Genomic DNA, 17,807 nt, shown 5'->3' on the forward strand with positions numbered 1-17,807 from the left:
CGAGATTTTCTCGCAACACTATTTTTAAGGGGAAAGAATTGCGAGTGGAGATTTAATATCTCCTTTCGCAATTCATTTTAAAACACACCTGTCTCCGCCGAGGAAAAATTATTTGTCTCCGCCGAGGATCGCTACGGTGTCGCGGCAGATCGCGAGTTCCTCGTTTGTCGGGATGACGCAGACAGCTACCTTGGAGTCGTCTGTGGAGATTTTTACGTTCTGTCCGCGGAGCTTGTTCTTCTCGGGATCAATCTTGATGCCGAGGTAGCTGAAGCCGTCCATGATTCTGGCGCGGGTGGCTCCGTCGTTCTCTCCGATTCCTGCCGTGAACGCGATTGCGTCAACGCCGTCCATAGCCGCCACATAAGCACCGATGGTGGTTTTTACGCGGTACGCGAATACCTCAAGCGCAACCTCTGCGTCGTGATTCCCCTTCTTCGCCGCATCGGCCAGATCCCTGAAGTCACTGGAAAGTCCTCTTGAGAGACCGTATACGCCGGACTTCTTGTTCAGAATGTTAAGGATACCGGAAGCATCGAGATTCAGCTTCTTTCCGAGGAATTCAACAACGGAAGGATCAAGGTCGCCGGAGCGGGTTCCCATGGCAAGACCGGCAAGAGGAGTAAGGCCCATGGAGGTGTCCACGCATTTGCCGTTCTTCACAGCGCTGACCGACGCGCCGTTGCCCAGATGGCAGACGATGATCTTGCTGTTGTTGAGATCGAGACCGAGAAACTTTGCGGTTTCCCTGGAGACAAAGCTGTGGCTTGTGCCGTGGAAGCCGTATTTGCGGATGCGGTACTTCTCATAATACTCAATCGGAATCGCGTACAGATATGCCTTCTCCGGCATGGTCTGATGGAAGGCAGTGTCGAAGCAGCCGACCATCGGAACGCCCGGCATAAGCTCCTTGCAGACATTGATTCCGATCAGGTTCGCAGGGTTGTGAAGCGGTGCCAGATCGGAGCAGTCTTCCAGTGCCTTGATCATGGCATCGTCTACTTTTGCGGAGCACGCGAACTTCTCGCCGCCGTGTACGACACGATGACCTACCGCATCGATCTCCTTCAGGGAGCGGATCGCGCCGGTCTTGTCATTGGTGAGCGCATCGAGAACCATCTTGATGGCTTCCTTGTGTGTCGGCATCGGTGCTTCTGTGATTTCCTTGTCGAGACCTTCCTTCTGATATACGAGACGGCCGTCGATACCGATACGCTCGCAGAGTCCCTTGGCAAGAACCTCCTCGGAATCCGAGTCGATCAGCTGATATTTCAGAGAAGAACTTCCACAGTTAATGACTAAAACTTTCATGAATAAACCCTCCTGATCATGTGATTATATAGATTATATCCTGCACACAGGTGGAAAAGCCTGCCGCAGACGCCATCCGTGACGGACAGCGGATTTACAAAGGACGCAAAGAAATAACCGAGCCTTCTGGGGGTTCGGTTATTTCTCGATTTGTTTTGCAAAAGAATGACCGGAAATCAGCTGTTCATCATGGCTTCTACTGCTGTCATGGCTACGACGCCTACGATATCATCTGCAAAGCATCCACGGGACAGATCGTTAACCGGCATGGAAAGACCCTGCAGAACCGGACCGTACGCATTCGCGTGAGCCAGTCTCTGCGCGATCTTATATCCGATATTTCCTGCCTCAAGGCTCGGGAAGATCAGGGTGTTGGCGTGGCCGGCAACCTCGCTGACCGGAGCTTTGAGTTTCGCAACTTCCGGAACAATAGCCGCGTCAAACTGAAGCTCTCCGTCGATCTTCACCTGAGGATATTTCTCCTTCGCGATCTTTGCTGCCTCTGCTACCATGGTTACATTGTCGTGCTTTGCGCTGCCCTTTGTGGAGAAGGAAAGCATAGCGACCTTCGGCTCCGCTCCGATGTATGCGCGGAAAGAGTCAGCGGAAAGGCCTGCGATCTCTGCAAGCTTCTCAGAATCGAAATCAGTATTGACAGCGCAGTCGGCGAAGAGGAAGGTACCGTTCTCACCATACGGGCAGTTCGGAACTTCTACGATGAAGAATCCGGAAACGCTCTTTACGCCGGGTTTTGTCTTCAGAAGCTGAAGCGCAGGACGGATGGTGTTGCCTGTGGAATGGCATGCGCCGGAAACAACGCCGTCGGCATCTCCGCACTTGCACATCAGACATGCATAATACATATAGTCCTTGGTCATCTGCTGCTCTGCGATCTCAGGTGTAACGCCCTTCTTTGCGCGAAGCTCAACGAATTTGTCAATATATTTCTGGCGGTTCGGATCGGTGAAAGGATCAAGGATCGTGATTCCTGTCAGATCATAACCGGTACCGTGGTTCTGGATATCTTCAGGGGTACCGAGAATAATGATGTTCGCGATGCCCTCTCTGGTGCACTTTACAGCGGCCTCATAGGTGCGCTGGTCCATCGACTCCGGTAATACGATTGTTTTCTTGTTGGATTTTGCTTTTTCTTTGATACTGTCAATAAATGCCATTTCCAGGCTCCTTTCTGGATATGCCTTAACGCATTCCGAACACACTGATTGAAAAGTCCGCAACATACCTGTACGCACTCACTTTCATGAATAAAGTATAGTACCTTCTCAGGCCTTCGACAAGCAGTAAAATTGTATTATAAATAATACAAAAGCAGAAAAACAGGAGGATCCGGTCGTCTCCAGACAGGGTTGCCCGAGGGGAAAGTCCCGGAAGATCCATTTCCTTTTGCCAGGAGAAGGCATATCATGATACGATATGATAAAGTGCAGAAAAATCAGTCCTGCAGCAGGTTTTTCGAGGAGAATGTTCATGAAGATAATCGGTATCATAGCGGAATACAATCCGTTCCATAACGGTCACGCATATCTGGTCAGGAAGGCGAGGGAGATTTCCGGCGCTGACGCTGTGGTGGCGGTTATGAGCGGCGATTTTGTACAGAGGGGGATGCCTGCAGTATTCGATAAGTATACGCGGACGGCAATGGCTCTCGCGGGCGGATGTGATCTGGTGCTGGAGCTTCCGACGGCAGCCGCCGCTTCGTCCGCCCAGCGGTTTGCGGAGGGCTCCGTGGCTGTTTTGAATGGAATCGGCGTGGTCGATGAACTGTGGTTCGGAAGTGAATCCGGGAAAATGGACATGTTCCGTCTGCTCGCGCCGGTTCTCTCCACTGAGCCGGAGAAATACCGGTCCCTTCTCAGAAAATGGCTGGCTGCAGGGTTCTCTTTTCCCCGTGCGAGGGAAGAGGCACTCATCGGTTATTTCAAAGATAAGGGAACACCGAGGATGGGTGAAGAAATCCGGGAGTTTCTGAGCATGCCGAATAATATTCTGGGTCTGGAGTACTGCATCGCTCTCGAAAAAACAGCCAGCGCCGTTGTACCGAGGACGATTCAAAGGCTCGGAGCCGGCTTCAATGACAGCATCTTTAAACAGGAAAACGGCTATAATTCGGCATCCGCAATCCGTTGTCAGATTTTTGAGAAGAATGGTCCCGAACTTCTGGAGGACTCTGTTCCGCCACGGGTGTACAACATTCTCAGGGATGCCTGCCGTTCGTCCGCTCCTGTCCGGGAAGACGATTTTTCCGCGATGCTGCGGTATCAGCTGCTGCGGGAGGAGAGCGGGAATATCTTCAGGCATTCAGGTGTGACGGAGGTAAAAGGGAGCGGGAAGGAAGCGCCGGAGAGCCGGACATTTTCACAGTATCTGGATGTGACGGAAGATCTTGCTCTGAGGATACGAAATCATCTGAGCAGATACCGGTCATTTTCACAATTTGCAGAACTGCTCTCGGCAAAAAATTATCCGGTGACGCAGATGAACCGCGCACTGCTCCATATTCTTCTGAATATCCGGGAGGATGATCTGAGCCGGGCACTTCATCCGGAATATGTACATCTGCTTGGGTTCTCTGAAAAAGGACGGGAGGTACTGAGGGAGATCAAGACAGGAGGAACGGGACGGCTCTGTCCTGTGGCAAAAATCTCATCTCTTCCGCCGGAGCTGACCCGGGCCGATGTATTCGCGTCGAATCTGTACGAATCGGTCCGGTCAGTGAAGAGCGGTCAGGATTTTATTCATGAATTCAGGAGACAGGTAATCCGGGTATGATGAGAATGCTGAAGTCCGGTCCATGCGTGGCGGAGATCAGAGGCTGACAGAGGCGGCAGTTGGAAAATATAACAGGTAGTCCGGGTGGTCACCTGGATTCTGACAGAGGCGGCAGAAGGACGATACGACAAGAATGTTAGGCGTGGTCATCCGGGCAAAGAAAAAGACGGCTCCCGCAAGAAGGGAGACCGTCTGTTTTCTGCAGATGAAACGCTGTCAGTTCTTGAAACTGTGTACCGGGGCAGGGATTCTGCCGGTGCGGCTGATCAGTGCGTCGCATCCGAAGCGGCTGACCGGCATGATCGGCGCGCTTCCGAGGAGACCTCCGAACTCCAGGGAATCTCCGACATCCTTACCGATGGCAGGAATTACACGGACTGCCGTTGTCTTCTGGTTGATCATGCCGATTGCCATCTCATCGGCGATGATGCCGGAGATGGTAGTGCTCTTTGTGTTTCCGGGGATAGCAATCATGTCAAGACCGACGGAGCAGACACAGGTCATCGCCTCGAGCTTTTCCATACAGAGTGAACCGCGGTTAACGGCATTGATCATTCCCTGGTCCTCACTGACCGGAATGAAGGCACCGGAGAGTCCGCCGACATAGGAGGAAGCCATAACGCCGCCTTTTTTTACCTGGTCGTTCAGAAGGGCAAGTGCAGCTGTCGTTCCGGGAGCACCGACAGATTCCACGCCGATCTCCTCAAGAATGTCCGCCACAGAGTCGCCGACCGCGGGAGTCGGAGCCAGAGACAGATCAATAATGCCAAAGGGGACGCCGAGACGTCTTGATGCTTCTCTGGCGACGAGCTGTCCCACACGGGTGACTTTGAAGGCGGTCTTCTTGATGGTCTCGCAGAGAATCTCGAAATTCTCCCCTCTTACCTTTTCCAGCGCATGCTTTACAACGCCGGGGCCGGATACGCCGACATTGATGATGGCATCCGCCTCCGTGACGCCGTGGAAGGCGCCTGCCATGAAGGGGTTGTCATCCGGCGCGTTGCAGAAAATAACGAGCTTCGCGCAGCCGAGGCAGTTGTTGTCCTTCGTCGCCTCCGCGGTGCTTCTCACGATCTCGCCCATCAGCTTCACCGCGTCCATGTTGATGCCGGTCTTTGTGGAACCGACATTGATGGAGCTGCATACAAGTTCGGTGCGCGCCATTGCCATCGGAATAGAACGGATCAGGAGCTCGTCAGCCTTTGTCATGCCCTTGGATACAAGGGCGGAATAACCGCCGAGGAAGTTGACGCCGACGGTATGAGCTGCTCGGTCCAGCGTTTCGGCGATTGTCACAAAATCCTCCGGTGTCTTGCAGGCTGCGCCTCCGATCAGGGCAATCGGTGTCACGGAAATCCGTTTATTGACGATCGGGATGCCGTACTCGGCCTCGATGTCTTTGCCGGTCTGCACCAGGTTGCGGGCAAGTGTTGTGATCTTGTCATAGATCTTCTGGTTCAGACGGTCCAGGTTTGAATCGATGCAATCCAGAAGGCTGATGCCGAGAGTAATGGTACGCACGTCCAGATTTTCGTTTTCGATCATTTCATTGGTTTCATTTGCTTCAAAAATGTTAATCATGGCTGTACCTTTCTGTTCAGATTCTGTGCATCATGTCGAAGATGTCTTCCCGCTGGCAGTGAATCATTACACCGATCTCCTCTCCGACTTTCTTCAGATCCTCGGCGAGTTCCGCAGTATTCTTCTCGGATTTGGACGCATCGGTGATCATCATCATATGGAAATATCCCTGCAGAATGGTCTGGGAGATATCTTCGATATTCACATTATTCTCTGCAAGGTAGTTGCAGACCCTGGCGATAATGCCGACAGTATCTTTTCCGGTGACTGTGATGATTGTTTTTTTCATGATCTTGTCTCCTCGGTGAATAGCGGTGCCTGAATGATAGATCAGGGACACCTTCGGTTTGCGTTGTTTGTTCGATTATACTACGATTCGTGGAAGATGCACGGCTTTTTTCAGAATTCCGCGAATTCGCTTACCGTATCTCTTCTTGCGACGGTAATCGGGAAGTCGCCGGACTTGTAGGGATTTTCTCCCATGGTGACTTCACTGCATACGGTTTCATAGGCGAGGGCGGGATAGTTGTTCTCCGCGCTCAGGTGGCCCAGAAAAATATGCCGGATGTTGTCATGCAGAATCTGACAGAGAAGCTGTCCGGAAGTTTCATTGGAGAGGTGGCCTCTGTCGCTTAGAATGCGGACCTTCAGCGGATATGGATAGCGTCCGGCCTCCAGCATGTTGACGTCGTGATTGGCCTCCAGCAGAATGGCATCCAGATACTGCAGATGACGGATTGTATAATCTGTGTAGGTTCCCATATCGGTCGCCACGGCGCAGGAACGCCCGTCGCTGCAGATCCGATACCCTACAGGGTCTGCGGCGTCGTGCATAATGCTGAAGGGTTCGACGTCAAGATCTCCGATCCGCAGCGTCTGGTCCGGACGGATTTCGTGAAAAAGATCTTCCGGGATTTTTCCGGTTGAATTTTTACTCCGGATCGCGTCCCAGGTTCCCTTTGTGGCATAGATCGGAAGATTCAGTTTCCTTGAAAGAACGCCCAGACCCTTGATATGGTCCGAGTGCTCATGGGTGATCAGGATTCCGTCAATATCCTTCCCGGTATATCCGATGGTGTTGAGCCCCTGCTCTGTCCGCCTGCCGGAAATCCCGGCATCGACAAGAAGACTGGTATGCTCGCTTCCGACGAAAATGCAGTTGCCGCTGCTTCCGCTGGAGAGACTGCACATTTTCATATATAATACGCTTCCTCTGTTCTAAAATGATTAATCGGTGTTCGTCTGCGGCCCGAAGGAACGCATTCTGGCGTCAATCTGGCGAATGGTATCCGGAAACGGGCCGCTGTTATCGAGAACAAACGCACATATTCTCCGGAACTCGGAATCCGGGAGCTGATTGGCCATGATCTCCCTTATTTTCGCGTCAGAATACCCCCGGCTTTCCCGGAGACGTTTCTTCCTTACCTCCGCATCTGCATAAACATACCATAATTCATCGCAGATTTCATCATATTTTTCCTCGATCAGAAGGGCTGCCTCGAGAAAGAAAAACGGCCGGCCCTCTGTCTCCGCCTCTTTCATGGACAGGGCAATGCTTCTGCGGACAGCCGGATGTGTGATCCGGTTCATCTGTTCCAGAAGCCCCTTGTCCGCAAAGATTTTTGCCGCAACGGCTTTCCGGTCAAACTCACCGTCGGGGGCCAGAACACCAGGCCCAAGCAGGTCAAGAATCGGGCCGTAGCAGGCCTGTCCCTTCTTCATCATCGTATGTGCCAGCTCATCCGAGCGGATCAGATCACAGTCGTAATGGGTCTCCAGATACTTCATGACCTCGCTTTTTCCGCTTCCGACGCCGCCGGTAATTCCGATTATTTTCAATGTCATTCCTCCTGCCGTACCCCGCAAGAGCGGGGCACCATGTACTGTAAAAAGCCAGACGCCGCAGTATCAGGCGCTTTATTTTGCCTCGTACCAGCTTGACCCGTCATGGATATCGACCTCAAGGCGGACGGCAAGGTCTGCCGCGCCTTCCATTTCTTCCCGGAGAATATTCCTCACCTGTTTTTCCTCATCCCTTGCCGTCTCTACGAGAAGCTCATCGTGAACCTGGATGAGAAGCCGTGATTTCAGATGCTCTCTCCGGAGGCGCCGGTTCACCCGGTTCATGGCGATCTTGATGATATCGGCGGCCGTGCCCTGAATCGGCGCGTTCTTCGCGACTCTTTCACCGAAGGAGCGCTGCATGAAATTGGAGGATTTCAGCTCTGGCATTGGACGGCGGCGGCCAAATCTGGTGACGGAATAGCCTTTCTCCCTCGCGTCTGTGACGAGACCATCCAGGAACGACCGGATTCCGGGATAGGTTTCGTAGTAGCGCTCGATGTAATCCGCGGCCTCCTTCCGTGAGATGTCGAGGTCCCTGCTCAGGCCGAAGGCGCTGATCCCGTATACGATTCCGAAGTTCACAGCCTTTGCGTTCCGCCGCATGACCGGTGTGACCTCGTCAAAGGGAACGTGGAAGACCTGCGATGCAGTGATGCGGTGTATGTCCTTCGCCTCCCGATATGCCTCGATCAGTTTTTCATCTCCGGACATTGACGCGAGCACACGCAGTTCGATCTGCGAATAGTCGGCGTCCACGAAGATATACCCTTCCCTGGGGACAAAGACCTTCCGGATCTGTCTGCCAAGTTCGATCCGTACCGGGATGTTCTGAAGGTTCGGATCGGTGCTGCTGATTCTGCCGGTTGCGGTGATGGTCTGCTTAAAGGTTGTGTGGATTCGTCCGTCATCCGACACAAAGCCGGCGAGACCGTCCGCGTAGGTGGATTTCAGTTTGGAGAGCTGCCGGTAATCCAGAATATCCTGAACAAGGGGGACATCGGGAGCGAGCTTTTCAAGCACGTCTGCCGAGGTTGAATACCCTGTCTTTATCTTCTTGCCGCCGGGAAGTTTCATTTTTTCAAAAAGAATGACGCCGAGCTGCTTCGGAGAATTGATATTGAATTCCTCTCCCGCCTCCTCATAGATCCGTTTCTCAAGGGAGGCAATTCCTCCGGCAAGTCTCTGCCCGTAAGCTGCAAGCTCCTCCGGCAGAATGCGGATCCCTTCTGTCTCCATATCATGAAGGGTGAACACAAGCGGCATCTCGATATCTGTCATGAGCTGGTACATGCCGGATTCCTTCAGCGCGCGGATCATCGGAGCCCTTGCCTTCAGCGAAATCCGGGCAATCTGTCCGGCGTAGAGCGCAGCCTTCGACTCTTCCATTTCCCCCGGAGCGGGCAGCTTCTTTGTGCCGAAAATCTCTCCGGCGGACAGAACGGGCTCTGTGAGATACGCGGCGCCGATGCTGTCAAAGGGATAGTCTGCTTTGAGAGGATCCAGAAGATAAGCGGCTATGCTGATGTCAAAGATTCCGGTGACGGAGGGATCCGTGCCGTTTCCCTTTGAGGAAACCTCCGGATTGCCGTTTGCGGGTTCGGTAAAAAAATCCTCGGGAAGCGGCTGAGATTTCATCTGGTCCTTGAGCGCAAAGGTGGAAAGCACGCAGGGACTCTGTGCGATCCGCAGTACTCCGTCCCTGATCTTTGAGGCGGAAATCGTTTCGGAAGCCGGGATGTACCAGGTTCCGACATCTGCCAGTGAGACAGCAAGACCGAAGATCTCTGGCGTGCGGGATATGGGTTCAAAGCTTTGCAGCAGATAAATCCCGGCCTCCGCGGAGGAGGCTGTCTTCGTGAAGATGCGGTCGGCTTCCTCGCTGTCTCTGACCGTCTGAACCGTGAGTGCGTCTTCTGTGTTCTGGGCAGAGGAGTCAAAATGAAGCAATAGCTTTTTGAAGCCCAGTTCCTTGAAGAGCTGGTATGCCTCAGGCGTGAAAATATTGCCAAGTCTTGCCTGATCATAGTCCAGAACGATCGGACTGTCGGTGTTGATCGTGGCCAGCTTCTTGGAGAGCACTGCAAGATCCCAGTGATCCCGCATCGCCTCCATGGCTTTCCTTGGCTTGATCTCTTCGAGATGCTCGTGGGCATTTTCAATAGTTCCATAGCTCTGCAGGATCTTTGTCGCGGTCTTGACACCGACTCCGGGAAGACCCGGGATATTATCGGAGCTGTCTCCCATCAGGGCTTTCAGTTCAATGACCTGGGCAGGGGTGATCTGGTATTCTTCAATGACCTCCCGGGTATGATAGTCCTGGACAACGGTCTGTCCGCCCTTCGTCTTCGGAATCCTGACCAGAACCTTGTCCGTGGCGAGCTGAAGGAGATCCCGGTCGCCGGAGAGGATGGTGACGTTCATCCCCTTCGCTTCGCTTCTTCTCGATATAGTGCCGATGATGTCGTCGGCTTCGTAGCCTTCCTTTGTCAGGATCAGAATTCCCATCGCCTTCAGGACTTCCTGAATGAGGGGAATCTGTTCTTTTAGTTCCTCTGGCATCGGATGACGCGTGCCCTTGTAGGCTTCAAACATACGGTGCCGGAAGGTCGGGGCGTGCACATCAAAGGCGACCGCCAGATACGCGGGTTTCTCTTCCTCGAGAACCTTCAGCATGATGTTCAGGAATCCAAGGACGGCATTGGTGTGTCTGCCTTCGGCATTGGTGAGGTCGGGAAGACCGTAAAAGGCGCGGTTCATCATACTGTGTCCGTCTATTACCAGAAATGTTTCACTCAAAGCATTCTCTCCTTAAATTATATGCTGCAGGATGATCATATGGTGCAGGATTGCAGGGATGCTGATTACAGTCCGATTCCGCGGAAGAACTCTGCAGCCGCGTCGGTGATTCCCAGAACATGGGCGAGGTCCAGGAGCCAGAGAATAATCAGCATCATGGTGATAAAGAATATCAATGCTCTCAGCTTCCTCATGCGGTGCTTATGAACGAGACGGGCTGTTTTTTCGTTGATGTTCTTCTGCAGCATTGGTTTCAGATTAAAAGACCCCTGGGGATCCTCCTCATTCAGGTAACGGACCGTAAGGTCCACCATGAAATTCGTCTCCAGCTCATCGTGACATTTGTTGCAGTTGTTTATATGGTTCAGGAAAACCGCAAGATCCTTGTCCGACAGCCTGTCCTCAAGGTAATCGGGGATCATTGCTTCCGCCTCGCGGCAGGTGATTTTCCTGCTTTTGCTGATAAATTCAGAAGAATCCATATGTTCTCTCCCTGATAGAATACGGCTTACGTCTGCTGACGGGCGGTATCGGTAAGCCCTGCCTCGATTTCCCGCAGAAAGCGGGACGGAGCGATCTTCTTGTCGTACCGCTCCCGGACAGAATAGATGTACAGGTCTTTCCGGGCGCGGGTCATTCCGACATAGAGCATGCGCCGTTCCTCTTCCAGGTCGGCGTCAAGAACTGCCTTGTGATAGGGGATGATTCCCTCATTTACGTCAAGGATATATACGGTGTCATATTCCATACCCTTGGAGGCGTGCAGAGTAGATACAACAACGCCGGAATGTTCCTCGGAACGGAGAGCCCGCTGCTGCTCCAGCTTTTCCCGATATTTTTCGATGGACTCCTTCCATTCCTCACAGGTCCTGTAATTGCGGGCGCTTTCCGTCAGTTCATCGAGAACCTGCAGAAGATCCTCCGGCGGAATGTTCCGCTGCATCGCATAATCACGGAGATAACCTTCGTAACCGATCTCTCTCCGGATGTAGTTCAGGGCACCATAGGGGGCGAGGTGACGGATCATGGTGAGATTGGTTTCCAGCTCATCGACTCTCCGTACCATCCAGTCCTTATCTTCATAATAACTGTACAGACTCTCATAGGTGACCAGCGGGTCATAGAACGCTTCTCTGGAAAAATAACGGTTCGGGCGGTTGTATACGCGGAGAAAATCACTTCTCTTTCCTCTGCGTTCGCGGCTCATGGCTCCAAGATCCATGTAGGCCATGACATCCTTTGCGATCCAGTGATCAAAGACACAGGGGATGACATCACCCATCCGGAAAGGAATCTGATAGGCCATCAGCTGTTCAACAGCCTGTCTGCATCCGACATTCGTGCGGAACAGTACTGCGGTTTTCTCATATGGCACTCCTCCGTCATGTGCTTCCCGGATCTGCTGTGCCATGCGCACACATTCCTTTCTCGGATTGTCAAAGCATTCAAAGGAAACGGGAGAACCGGAGGGCCTGGAAGAGAGAATATTCTTCCTGAAGCGTTTCCGGTTGTGGCAGATCAGATTTTCCGCGGCTTTCAGGATCTCGGGAGTGCTGCGGTAGTTTTCCTCCAGCGCGATGACCTGACAGCCCGGATAGACCTTCGGGAAATTCAGCATCAGATCCGGATTGGCGCCGCGAAAACGGTAAATCGACTGGTCGTCGTCTCCGACAATAAAGAGGTTGTTTTCGGGAAGGGCGAGAAGCCGGATGATCTCATACTGCAGAGGACTGATATCCTGAAATTCATCGACAAGGATGTACCGGAACTTCTGCTGCCAGAGACTCAGGATATCGTGACGCGTCGTCAGAAGCTCGTAGCAGCGGGTAATGATATCGTCAAAATCCAGCATCCGGTTATCCCTTTTCCAATTTTCATAGGCGCGGAAGACCTTGCGGAAGGCGTCCGTGGGAAGAACACCGGAGTAGAAATGATTGATGTCCATCCGGCTGCCCTTGACCTGACTGATTTCCCGTGCGACGGAAGATGGCAGATCCGCCTCCTGCGTATCGGGACAGGTGTGCTCCAGAATCTCGCGGAGAAGCTGCAGAGCTCTGGCGTCCGCAAGAATGTTGCTGCCGCTGATGCGATAGGTGTTTTTCAAAATCCCGTAAAAAATCCCGTGAAAGGTTCCGAAGGTTACCGGACTGGCGGAACGTCCGGTCATTTTTAAAAATCTCTCCTTCATCTCCGCTGCCGCTGCCCTGGTAAAGGTCACAACAAGAATGGAGGAAGGAGAGATTCCGTTTTGAATCAGCCGGACGGTTCGGCCGGTAATGACGGCGGTCTTGCCGGAGCCGGGCCCGGCAAGTACAAGCGCAGGACCGCCTCCGTGCTCAATCGCCTTCAGCTGAGAAGAATTGTACCGCATCAGCCGAGCTTCCGGATCGCGGCCTGAATACGGGCGATGGTCTCGTCTCTGCCAAGCACCTCCATCAGTCCGGTGGCGCCCGCCGGCGTCGCCGGTTTGCCGGAAACTGCGGTGCGGAGCGGCCACATCACGGTGTTGACCTTGTATTCCTTCTCCGCCGCGTAGTTCTTCAGGATATTGAACAGGGTGTCGTTGTCGAAGTTTCCGGCGTCTTCGAGAAGCGGAAGAACATCTTTCAGGATGGCGCGCGAAGAATCAATGGTGCTCTTTGATTTCTTGTGGTTGAACAGATCCACATCATAGTCCGGAACGGCATTGAAGAAATCCACCTGCTCCTCAATATCGGGCAGGATCTGAATACGGGTCCGAACCATCGCAGCAATCTTTTTCAGATCGTATGGGCCGGTAACATACTTCTTCAGATACGGCTCCGCGAGCGGATAGAAATCCTCGTCACTCATGGCCTTGATGTATTCGCTGTTCATCCATTTCAGCTTGGTCATATCGAAGACAGCCGGGGACTTATTGATATGATGATAGTCAAAGATTTCGGTCAGCTCTTTGAGCGAATAGATTTCGCGGTCTCCCGCCGGGCTCCATCCGAGAAGGGCAACGAAATTGACAACGGCTTCCTTCAGATAGCCCTGATCGATCAGATCCTCAAAAGAGGAGTGACCGGAACGCTTGGAGAGCTTCTGCCCTTCTTCATTGGTGATCAGCGGGCAATGGACGTAGGTCGGGATATCCCAGCCGAAGGCTTCGTAAATCCGGTTGTATTTCGGCGTTGAGGAAAGATATTCATTACCGCGGACCACGTGTGTGATGCCCATCAGGTGATCATCGACGACGTTCGCAAAATTGTAGGTCGGATAGCCGTCAGATTTGATCAGAATCAGATCATCAAGCTCCGCGTTTTCTACCGTGATGTTTCCGTAGATTTCATCGTGAAAGGTCGTGGTGCCCTCCAGAGGCATGTTGAAACGGATGACATGGGGCTCTCCCGCTGCCAGTTTCGCCTGCACCTCTTCCTTCGAGAGGTGGAGACAATGCTTGTCGTATGCAGAAATCTCCTTGCCTCCGACGGTACGTCTCAGGCTTTCCAGACGCTCCTTGCTGCAGAAGCAGTAGTAGGCATCGCCCTGTTCCACGAGCTGGTCGGCATATTTCTGGTAAATGCCGAGCTTGCAGCGCTCACTCTGGATGTAGGGGCCCACACCGCCATCTTTGTCCGGACCCTCGTCATGCTCAAGACCGGTGTCCTTCAGCGTCTGGTAGATAATATCCAGCGCTTCCGGGACAAAACGTTCCTGATCGGTGTCCTCTATGCGGAGCATAAAGGTGCCTCCGGCATGTTTGGCGATCAGATAGGAGTATAATGCTGTGCGGAGGTTGCCTACATGCATGCGTCCGGTGGGACTTGGAGCAAATCTGGTTTTTACTGGTGTCATTTTCAAAATCTCCTTCATGTTGGTATGGTTAGTAATTGCCTGCGGCGTTTCTGACACGGGCTTTTATGCAGAACAGGGCGTATTCTGGCCGGGTTCGGAGCATTATTTAATGCCAAGGGAAACCGGATATGCCTCGTGCATGATTTTTGCGATGTTGCCGATGCATACACAGTCCGCCGCTTCATCAGAATAATGATCTGTCGTATTGATCAGGCAGATTCTGTCGCCGGTGAAGTACTTTGCCATCGAGCCGAGCCTGGACTGCAGATCAGTGCCCACGACCAGAAGAATGTCCGCAGAGCTGATGAGTTCAATCGCCCGGTTCATGGTGCGGCGGTCCAGCATCTCGCCTGACAGCGCGATTCCCGGGTGAATCAGGGTTCCGCATTTCTCACAGAGTGGAAGCGGCTTATGGCTTAATATATATTCCGCGTCATAAATCCTTCCGCAATGCGGACAGAAGTTTCGGTCAATGTTGCCGTACAGGTGAATCACATTGTGACAGCCGGCACGCCGTGACAGATCAAAAAATCCTCTTGTTACAATGCCTCTGAGCTTTCCGTCATCCTCAAGCCTTTTCAGACAGAAGTTCACCTCGTCGGGCTCCCCTCTTCGGTTCAGAATATCTTCGCGGTAAAATTCATAGAAGACCTCTGGCCGGTTGTTGTAGAATGTGCTGTTGACGATTTCACTGGGAGAACGCCCGTAGCGCACTTCGACATCGTAGCTGAAATCCTCGCGATACAGGTCGCATCCCTGCTCAGCCGCCGGACCTCTCCCAAGAAGGCATACGATATTTCTTCCATTCTCCAGAATGGATTTTAAGTAACCGATGCTCATAGTAAAAGCCCCCTTCTACTGTATCAAGCCATCGTCGGGCGGTTTCGGACACGCGAAGCCCGCCTGATCATTTACGGTATTACATCCTGGATTCAATCCCCTTTGACTTTAGATAGTCAATTACCTTTCCGACAGTAGTCAGTCCCTCCATGTCCTCGGCAGGGATTTCGATGTCATACTGCTCCTCGAGTGTGGTTAGCAGCTCAAAGAGGTCAAGGGAATCGGCATCAAGGTCTTCCTTGAATCTGGATTCCGGTGTAATCTCATTTTCGTCAATATCAAGCTGCTCCGACAGGATTTTCTTCATTTTCTCTAACATATTATCACCTCTCTGTCATTATTTCTTTTATACTTCCTTTTATACTTCTCTGTACAGTATTGCAGTGTTATATTGCAGCACTATATCCTGGTACTCTGTTTTAATATTGCCGCACTATATTATGGCATTCCATTTTAGAATTTATATTGCAGGTTATCTTTTAATCCTGGCTAAGCCACGCGGCGGAATGCAAGCCGGACGCCGGCTGGCGGCACACATGGGGCAGCACAAGATCCGGAAAGCGAAGACGCGGATTCTGCCGGTAAAGCGGTTCTGTGCGGGCAGGAGATCAATTCTCACGAAATACCCTTTCAAACCGCCGGTTTTCCGCAGTTTCCGTATTACGGATGTTACGCGCGACATTCAGCGCAATTCCCATTTCAATCATGATGAATATGACCGACGTACCTCCGTAACTGATGAACGGAAGCGTGACGCCTGTCGTTGGAATGACGTTGAGAACGACGGCGATATTCAGAATGACCTGAAGAGCTATATGGATAAAGATACCGCTGACGATCAGCGTTCCGTAGAGATCAGGTGCGTTCTGCGCGATAACGATAAGCCGGTAGAGCATATAGCCAAACAGCAGCATCAGCAGAATCGCTCCGAAAAGCCCGAGTTCCTCGCAGATAATCGCGAAGATCATGTCATTCTGAGCCTCAGGGATGATGGAAAGCTTCTGCACACTGTTGCCAAGGCCCTTTCCGAACAGCCCGCCGGAACCGATTGCATACAATCCCTGCAGTACCTGATAGCTGTCAGTGCTCAGATTCTCCTCCGGATGGAGCCAGGCCAGAATACGTCTCAGACGGAAGCTGCTGCTCGAAGTCATGGAGTAGTTCATAATGATCAGGATAATAATGACCAGCGCAATTGCCCCCAGACCGAACACGATAAATTCCCTTGTCTTCGGGTGTGCGAGGAAAATAATTCCGATTACAATTCCCGCGATGATGATCGCAGTACTCAGGTTGTCGGTAAAGAAATACGCGCCGGCTGCCTGGGCAACGCCGAATATCGCAAGAAAGAAGACCGCTCTCAAGGTGTTCAGATTTCTGCCCATGAGAAGAATCATGTATGGCATGAACACGATGATCGCAATCTTTGCGATCTCTGCCGGCTGAAACTGTATGCCGATCTTCAGCCATCTCCTGGCACCGTTTACCGTGATTCCGAATGGTGTGAAACGTACCATCGCCATGAGGATCATGGCGAGGACATATATTGCCGGCGCAAGGCGAATCCAGAGATGATAGTTGATCCGGGATATAATAAGAGCGATTGCAATGGCTGCGGCGCTGAATCCCGCCTGTCGGATAAAATAATACATGTCGCTGTTGATCACGGGATCGTTCTTTGCCTCATATGCGCTGGCACTGTACAGCATGACAAGGCCGAAGCAGATCAGAATAATGATAACAGCGAGCAGATTATAATCAAAATATCCCGGTTCCTTCTTTCTGGATGCGCGGGACGCGGAAGGTTTCCGGGCAGTTTTTCTGGAAAAAGGCATGGATCTTACTCTCTCCTTCGATGCGCGGACCGCAGCAGGTACGGCTCACGGTTCATCTTTTAGCAAAGTATAGCACATAGCGGATGATTACGCAAAACAAAAGAAGCTGCCCGGCTATTATATAGCCTGACAGCTTCCTTGCCATTACAGCGAAATAACCTGACTGAAATATCCGGAATTAATCCTCAACATACGGAAGAATTGCCAGATGTCTTGCGCGCTTGATCGCAGAGGTGATTGCTCTCTGGTGCTTTGCGCAGTTGCCGGTGACACGTCTCGGAAGGATCTTGCCTCTCTCGGAGATGTATCTTCTGAGCTTTGCCGCGTCCTTGTAATCAATAACGTTGTCCTTACCGCAGAAAACGCATACTTTTCTTCTTCTGCGCTGTACTCTTCTTCTTGCCGGAGCTTCGGTTCTTGCCGGTCTCTCGTTTGCTGCTGCAGTTGTTGTATTTTCTACTTCTGCCATTACTTTATCCTCCTTATTAAAAATGAATTACTCTTCGTCTGTGCGTACAATCAGATAGCGAAGAACGTTGTCCATGATGCGGCAATGTCTCTCGATCTCTGCCGGTGCGGTTACCGGTGCCTCAAACGGGATAAAGTAATAAAATCCTTCAGTCTCTTTCTGGATCTCGTAAGCAAGCTTCTTTTTGCCCCACTCCTCAATCTCTCCGATGGTTCCATCGTAACGGGTGATATAACCTTTCGCCTTATCAAGGATAGCTGCTCTGGTCTCATCATCCGGCTTTGCACTGATTACCAGTGCCAGTTCATACTTATGCATTGTATTTCTCCCTTCTGGACATTAGTGGCTTTCTGCGTCTCGCAGAAAACAAGGTGTAAGAGATTGTCTCACGGCTAGATATTTTAGCATATGGTTTTTCGAATGTAAAGTAAATTTTTAATGCCCTGTGCTGCGTAAATTTTTAACGTGAATTTTTAATGCCCTGTGCTGCGTAAATTTTTAATACTCTGTGCTGCAAATTT

Annotated in this window: 16 protein-coding genes; 1 reads left to right on the forward strand and 15 read right to left on the reverse strand. The window is 51.9% G+C overall.

Annotated elements, in window-relative coordinates; all coding sequences use genetic code 11:
- Window positions 1-108: 108 nt before the first annotated feature.
- Window positions 109-1,311, reverse strand: coding sequence for an acetate kinase (locus ACTQ1O_RS06025; RefSeq protein ID WP_441486539.1), 1,203 nt, complete (start codon window positions 1,309-1,311; stop codon window positions 109-111).
- 176 nt (window positions 1,312-1,487) lie between these two features.
- A complete protein-coding gene (gene pta, locus ACTQ1O_RS06030) occupies window positions 1,488-2,486 on the reverse strand; it encodes a phosphate acetyltransferase (protein WP_441486540.1) in 999 nt (332 codons plus the stop codon).
- Window positions 2,487-2,799: 313 nt separating this feature from the next.
- Here pta and ACTQ1O_RS06035 point away from each other — a divergent pair, with 313 nt between their 5' ends.
- A complete protein-coding gene (locus tag ACTQ1O_RS06035) occupies window positions 2,800-4,101 on the forward strand; it encodes a tRNA(Met) cytidine acetate ligase (protein ID WP_441486541.1) in 1,302 nt (433 codons plus the stop codon).
- A 216-nt stretch (window positions 4,102-4,317) separates the two neighbouring features.
- On the opposite strand, the gene ACTQ1O_RS06040 is transcribed toward ACTQ1O_RS06035, so the two are convergent.
- From ACTQ1O_RS06040 to rpsF, 13 genes are all read right to left on the reverse strand, one after another.
- The gene (locus tag ACTQ1O_RS06040; RefSeq protein WP_441486542.1) at window positions 4,318-5,682 is read right to left on the reverse strand and encodes a PFL family protein; all 1,365 of its coding nucleotides are present in this window, start codon (window positions 5,680-5,682) and stop codon (window positions 4,318-4,320) included.
- Window positions 5,683-5,698: 16 nt separating this feature from the next.
- Complete coding sequence (locus ACTQ1O_RS06045; RefSeq protein ID WP_441475095.1) at window positions 5,699-5,971, reverse strand: ACT domain-containing protein; 273 nt, start codon at window positions 5,969-5,971, stop codon at window positions 5,699-5,701.
- 110 nt (window positions 5,972-6,081) lie between these two features.
- The gene (locus ACTQ1O_RS06050) at window positions 6,082-6,879 is read right to left on the reverse strand and encodes an MBL fold metallo-hydrolase (RefSeq protein ID WP_441486543.1); all 798 of its coding nucleotides are present in this window, start codon (window positions 6,877-6,879) and stop codon (window positions 6,082-6,084) included.
- Between the two features lie 30 nt (window positions 6,880-6,909).
- Window positions 6,910-7,521 (reverse strand): dephospho-CoA kinase, encoded by a 612-nt coding sequence (gene coaE / locus ACTQ1O_RS06055; protein WP_441486544.1) that lies wholly within the window; start codon window positions 7,519-7,521, stop codon window positions 6,910-6,912.
- Between the two features lie 78 nt (window positions 7,522-7,599).
- The gene (gene polA, locus ACTQ1O_RS06060; protein WP_441486545.1) at window positions 7,600-10,323 is read right to left on the reverse strand and encodes a DNA polymerase I; all 2,724 of its coding nucleotides are present in this window, start codon (window positions 10,321-10,323) and stop codon (window positions 7,600-7,602) included.
- A gap of 65 nt (window positions 10,324-10,388) precedes the next feature.
- A complete protein-coding gene (locus tag ACTQ1O_RS06065) occupies window positions 10,389-10,805 on the reverse strand; it encodes a zf-HC2 domain-containing protein (RefSeq protein ID WP_441475091.1) in 417 nt (138 codons plus the stop codon).
- Window positions 10,806-10,831: 26 nt separating this feature from the next.
- A complete protein-coding gene (locus ACTQ1O_RS06070) occupies window positions 10,832-12,694 on the reverse strand; it encodes an ATP-dependent helicase (protein ID WP_441486546.1) in 1,863 nt (620 codons plus the stop codon).
- Entirely contained in the window at window positions 12,694-14,142 is a 1,449-nt protein-coding gene (gene gltX / locus ACTQ1O_RS06075; protein ID WP_441486547.1) for a glutamate--tRNA ligase, read from the reverse strand. The genes ACTQ1O_RS06070 and gltX overlap by 1 nt, the downstream gene beginning before the upstream one ends.
- Window positions 14,143-14,244: 102 nt before the next feature.
- Window positions 14,245-14,982 (reverse strand): Sir2 family NAD-dependent protein deacetylase, encoded by a 738-nt coding sequence (locus tag ACTQ1O_RS06080; RefSeq protein ID WP_441486548.1) that lies wholly within the window; start codon window positions 14,980-14,982, stop codon window positions 14,245-14,247.
- 79 nt (window positions 14,983-15,061) lie between these two features.
- Window positions 15,062-15,301 carry an acyl carrier protein gene (acpP, locus tag ACTQ1O_RS06085; RefSeq protein WP_441098948.1) on the reverse strand — a complete coding sequence of 80 codons (240 nt, stop codon included), beginning with the start codon at window positions 15,299-15,301 and terminating at the stop codon, window positions 15,062-15,064.
- A gap of 289 nt (window positions 15,302-15,590) precedes the next feature.
- Window positions 15,591-16,817: an FtsW/RodA/SpoVE family cell cycle protein gene (locus tag ACTQ1O_RS06090; protein WP_441486549.1), complete on the reverse strand. Its 1,227-nt coding sequence runs from the start codon at window positions 16,815-16,817 to the stop codon at window positions 15,591-15,593.
- A 178-nt stretch (window positions 16,818-16,995) separates the two neighbouring features.
- Window positions 16,996-17,286 carry a 30S ribosomal protein S18 gene (rpsR, locus tag ACTQ1O_RS06095; protein WP_441098950.1) on the reverse strand — a complete coding sequence of 97 codons (291 nt, stop codon included), beginning with the start codon at window positions 17,284-17,286 and terminating at the stop codon, window positions 16,996-16,998.
- Window positions 17,287-17,313: 27 nt separating this feature from the next.
- On the reverse strand, window positions 17,314-17,604 hold the full coding sequence (rpsF, locus tag ACTQ1O_RS06100) for a 30S ribosomal protein S6 (RefSeq protein ID WP_441098951.1): 291 nt from the start codon (window positions 17,602-17,604) through the stop codon (window positions 17,314-17,316).
- Between the last annotated feature and the right edge of the window lie 203 nt (window positions 17,605-17,807).

This window comes from Bilifractor sp. LCP21S3_A7 (assembly GCF_052118825.1).
GTDB lineage: Bacteria > Bacillota > Clostridia > Lachnospirales > Lachnospiraceae > Bilifractor.

Bases quoted from the DNA above. Each gene is read 5' to 3' on its own strand.
- ACTQ1O_RS06025 (WP_441486539.1), bottom strand. From the start codon at position 1,311: ATGAAAGTTTTAGTCATTAACTGTGGAAGTTCTTCTCTGAAATATCAG.
- pta (WP_441486540.1), bottom strand. From the start codon at position 2,486: ATGGCATTTATTGACAGTATCAAAGAAAAAGCAAAATCCAACAAGAAA.
- ACTQ1O_RS06035 (WP_441486541.1), top strand. From the start codon at position 2,800: ATGAAGATAATCGGTATCATAGCGGAATACAATCCGTTCCATAACGGT.
- ACTQ1O_RS06040 (WP_441486542.1), bottom strand. From the start codon at position 5,682: ATGATTAACATTTTTGAAGCAAATGAAACCAATGAAATGATCGAAAAC.
- ACTQ1O_RS06045 (WP_441475095.1), bottom strand. From the start codon at position 5,971: ATGAAAAAAACAATCATCACAGTCACCGGAAAAGATACTGTCGGCATT.
- ACTQ1O_RS06050 (WP_441486543.1), bottom strand. From the start codon at position 6,879: ATGAAAATGTGCAGTCTCTCCAGCGGAAGCAGCGGCAACTGCATTTTC.
- ACTQ1O_RS06065 (WP_441475091.1), bottom strand. From the start codon at position 10,805: ATGGATTCTTCTGAATTTATCAGCAAAAGCAGGAAAATCACCTGCCGC.
- ACTQ1O_RS06070 (WP_441486546.1), bottom strand. From the start codon at position 12,694: ATGCGGTACAATTCTTCTCAGCTGAAGGCGATTGAGCACGGAGGCGGT.
- gltX (WP_441486547.1), bottom strand. From the start codon at position 14,142: ATGACACCAGTAAAAACCAGATTTGCTCCAAGTCCCACCGGACGCATG.
- ACTQ1O_RS06080 (WP_441486548.1), bottom strand. From the start codon at position 14,982: ATGAGCATCGGTTACTTAAAATCCATTCTGGAGAATGGAAGAAATATC.
- acpP (WP_441098948.1), bottom strand. From the start codon at position 15,301: ATGTTAGAGAAAATGAAGAAAATCCTGTCGGAGCAGCTTGATATTGAC.
- ACTQ1O_RS06090 (WP_441486549.1), bottom strand. From the start codon at position 16,817: ATGCCTTTTTCCAGAAAAACTGCCCGGAAACCTTCCGCGTCCCGCGCA.
- rpsR (WP_441098950.1), bottom strand. From the start codon at position 17,286: ATGGCAGAAGTAGAAAATACAACAACTGCAGCAGCAAACGAGAGACCG.
- rpsF (WP_441098951.1), bottom strand. From the start codon at position 17,604: ATGCATAAGTATGAACTGGCACTGGTAATCAGTGCAAAGCCGGATGAT.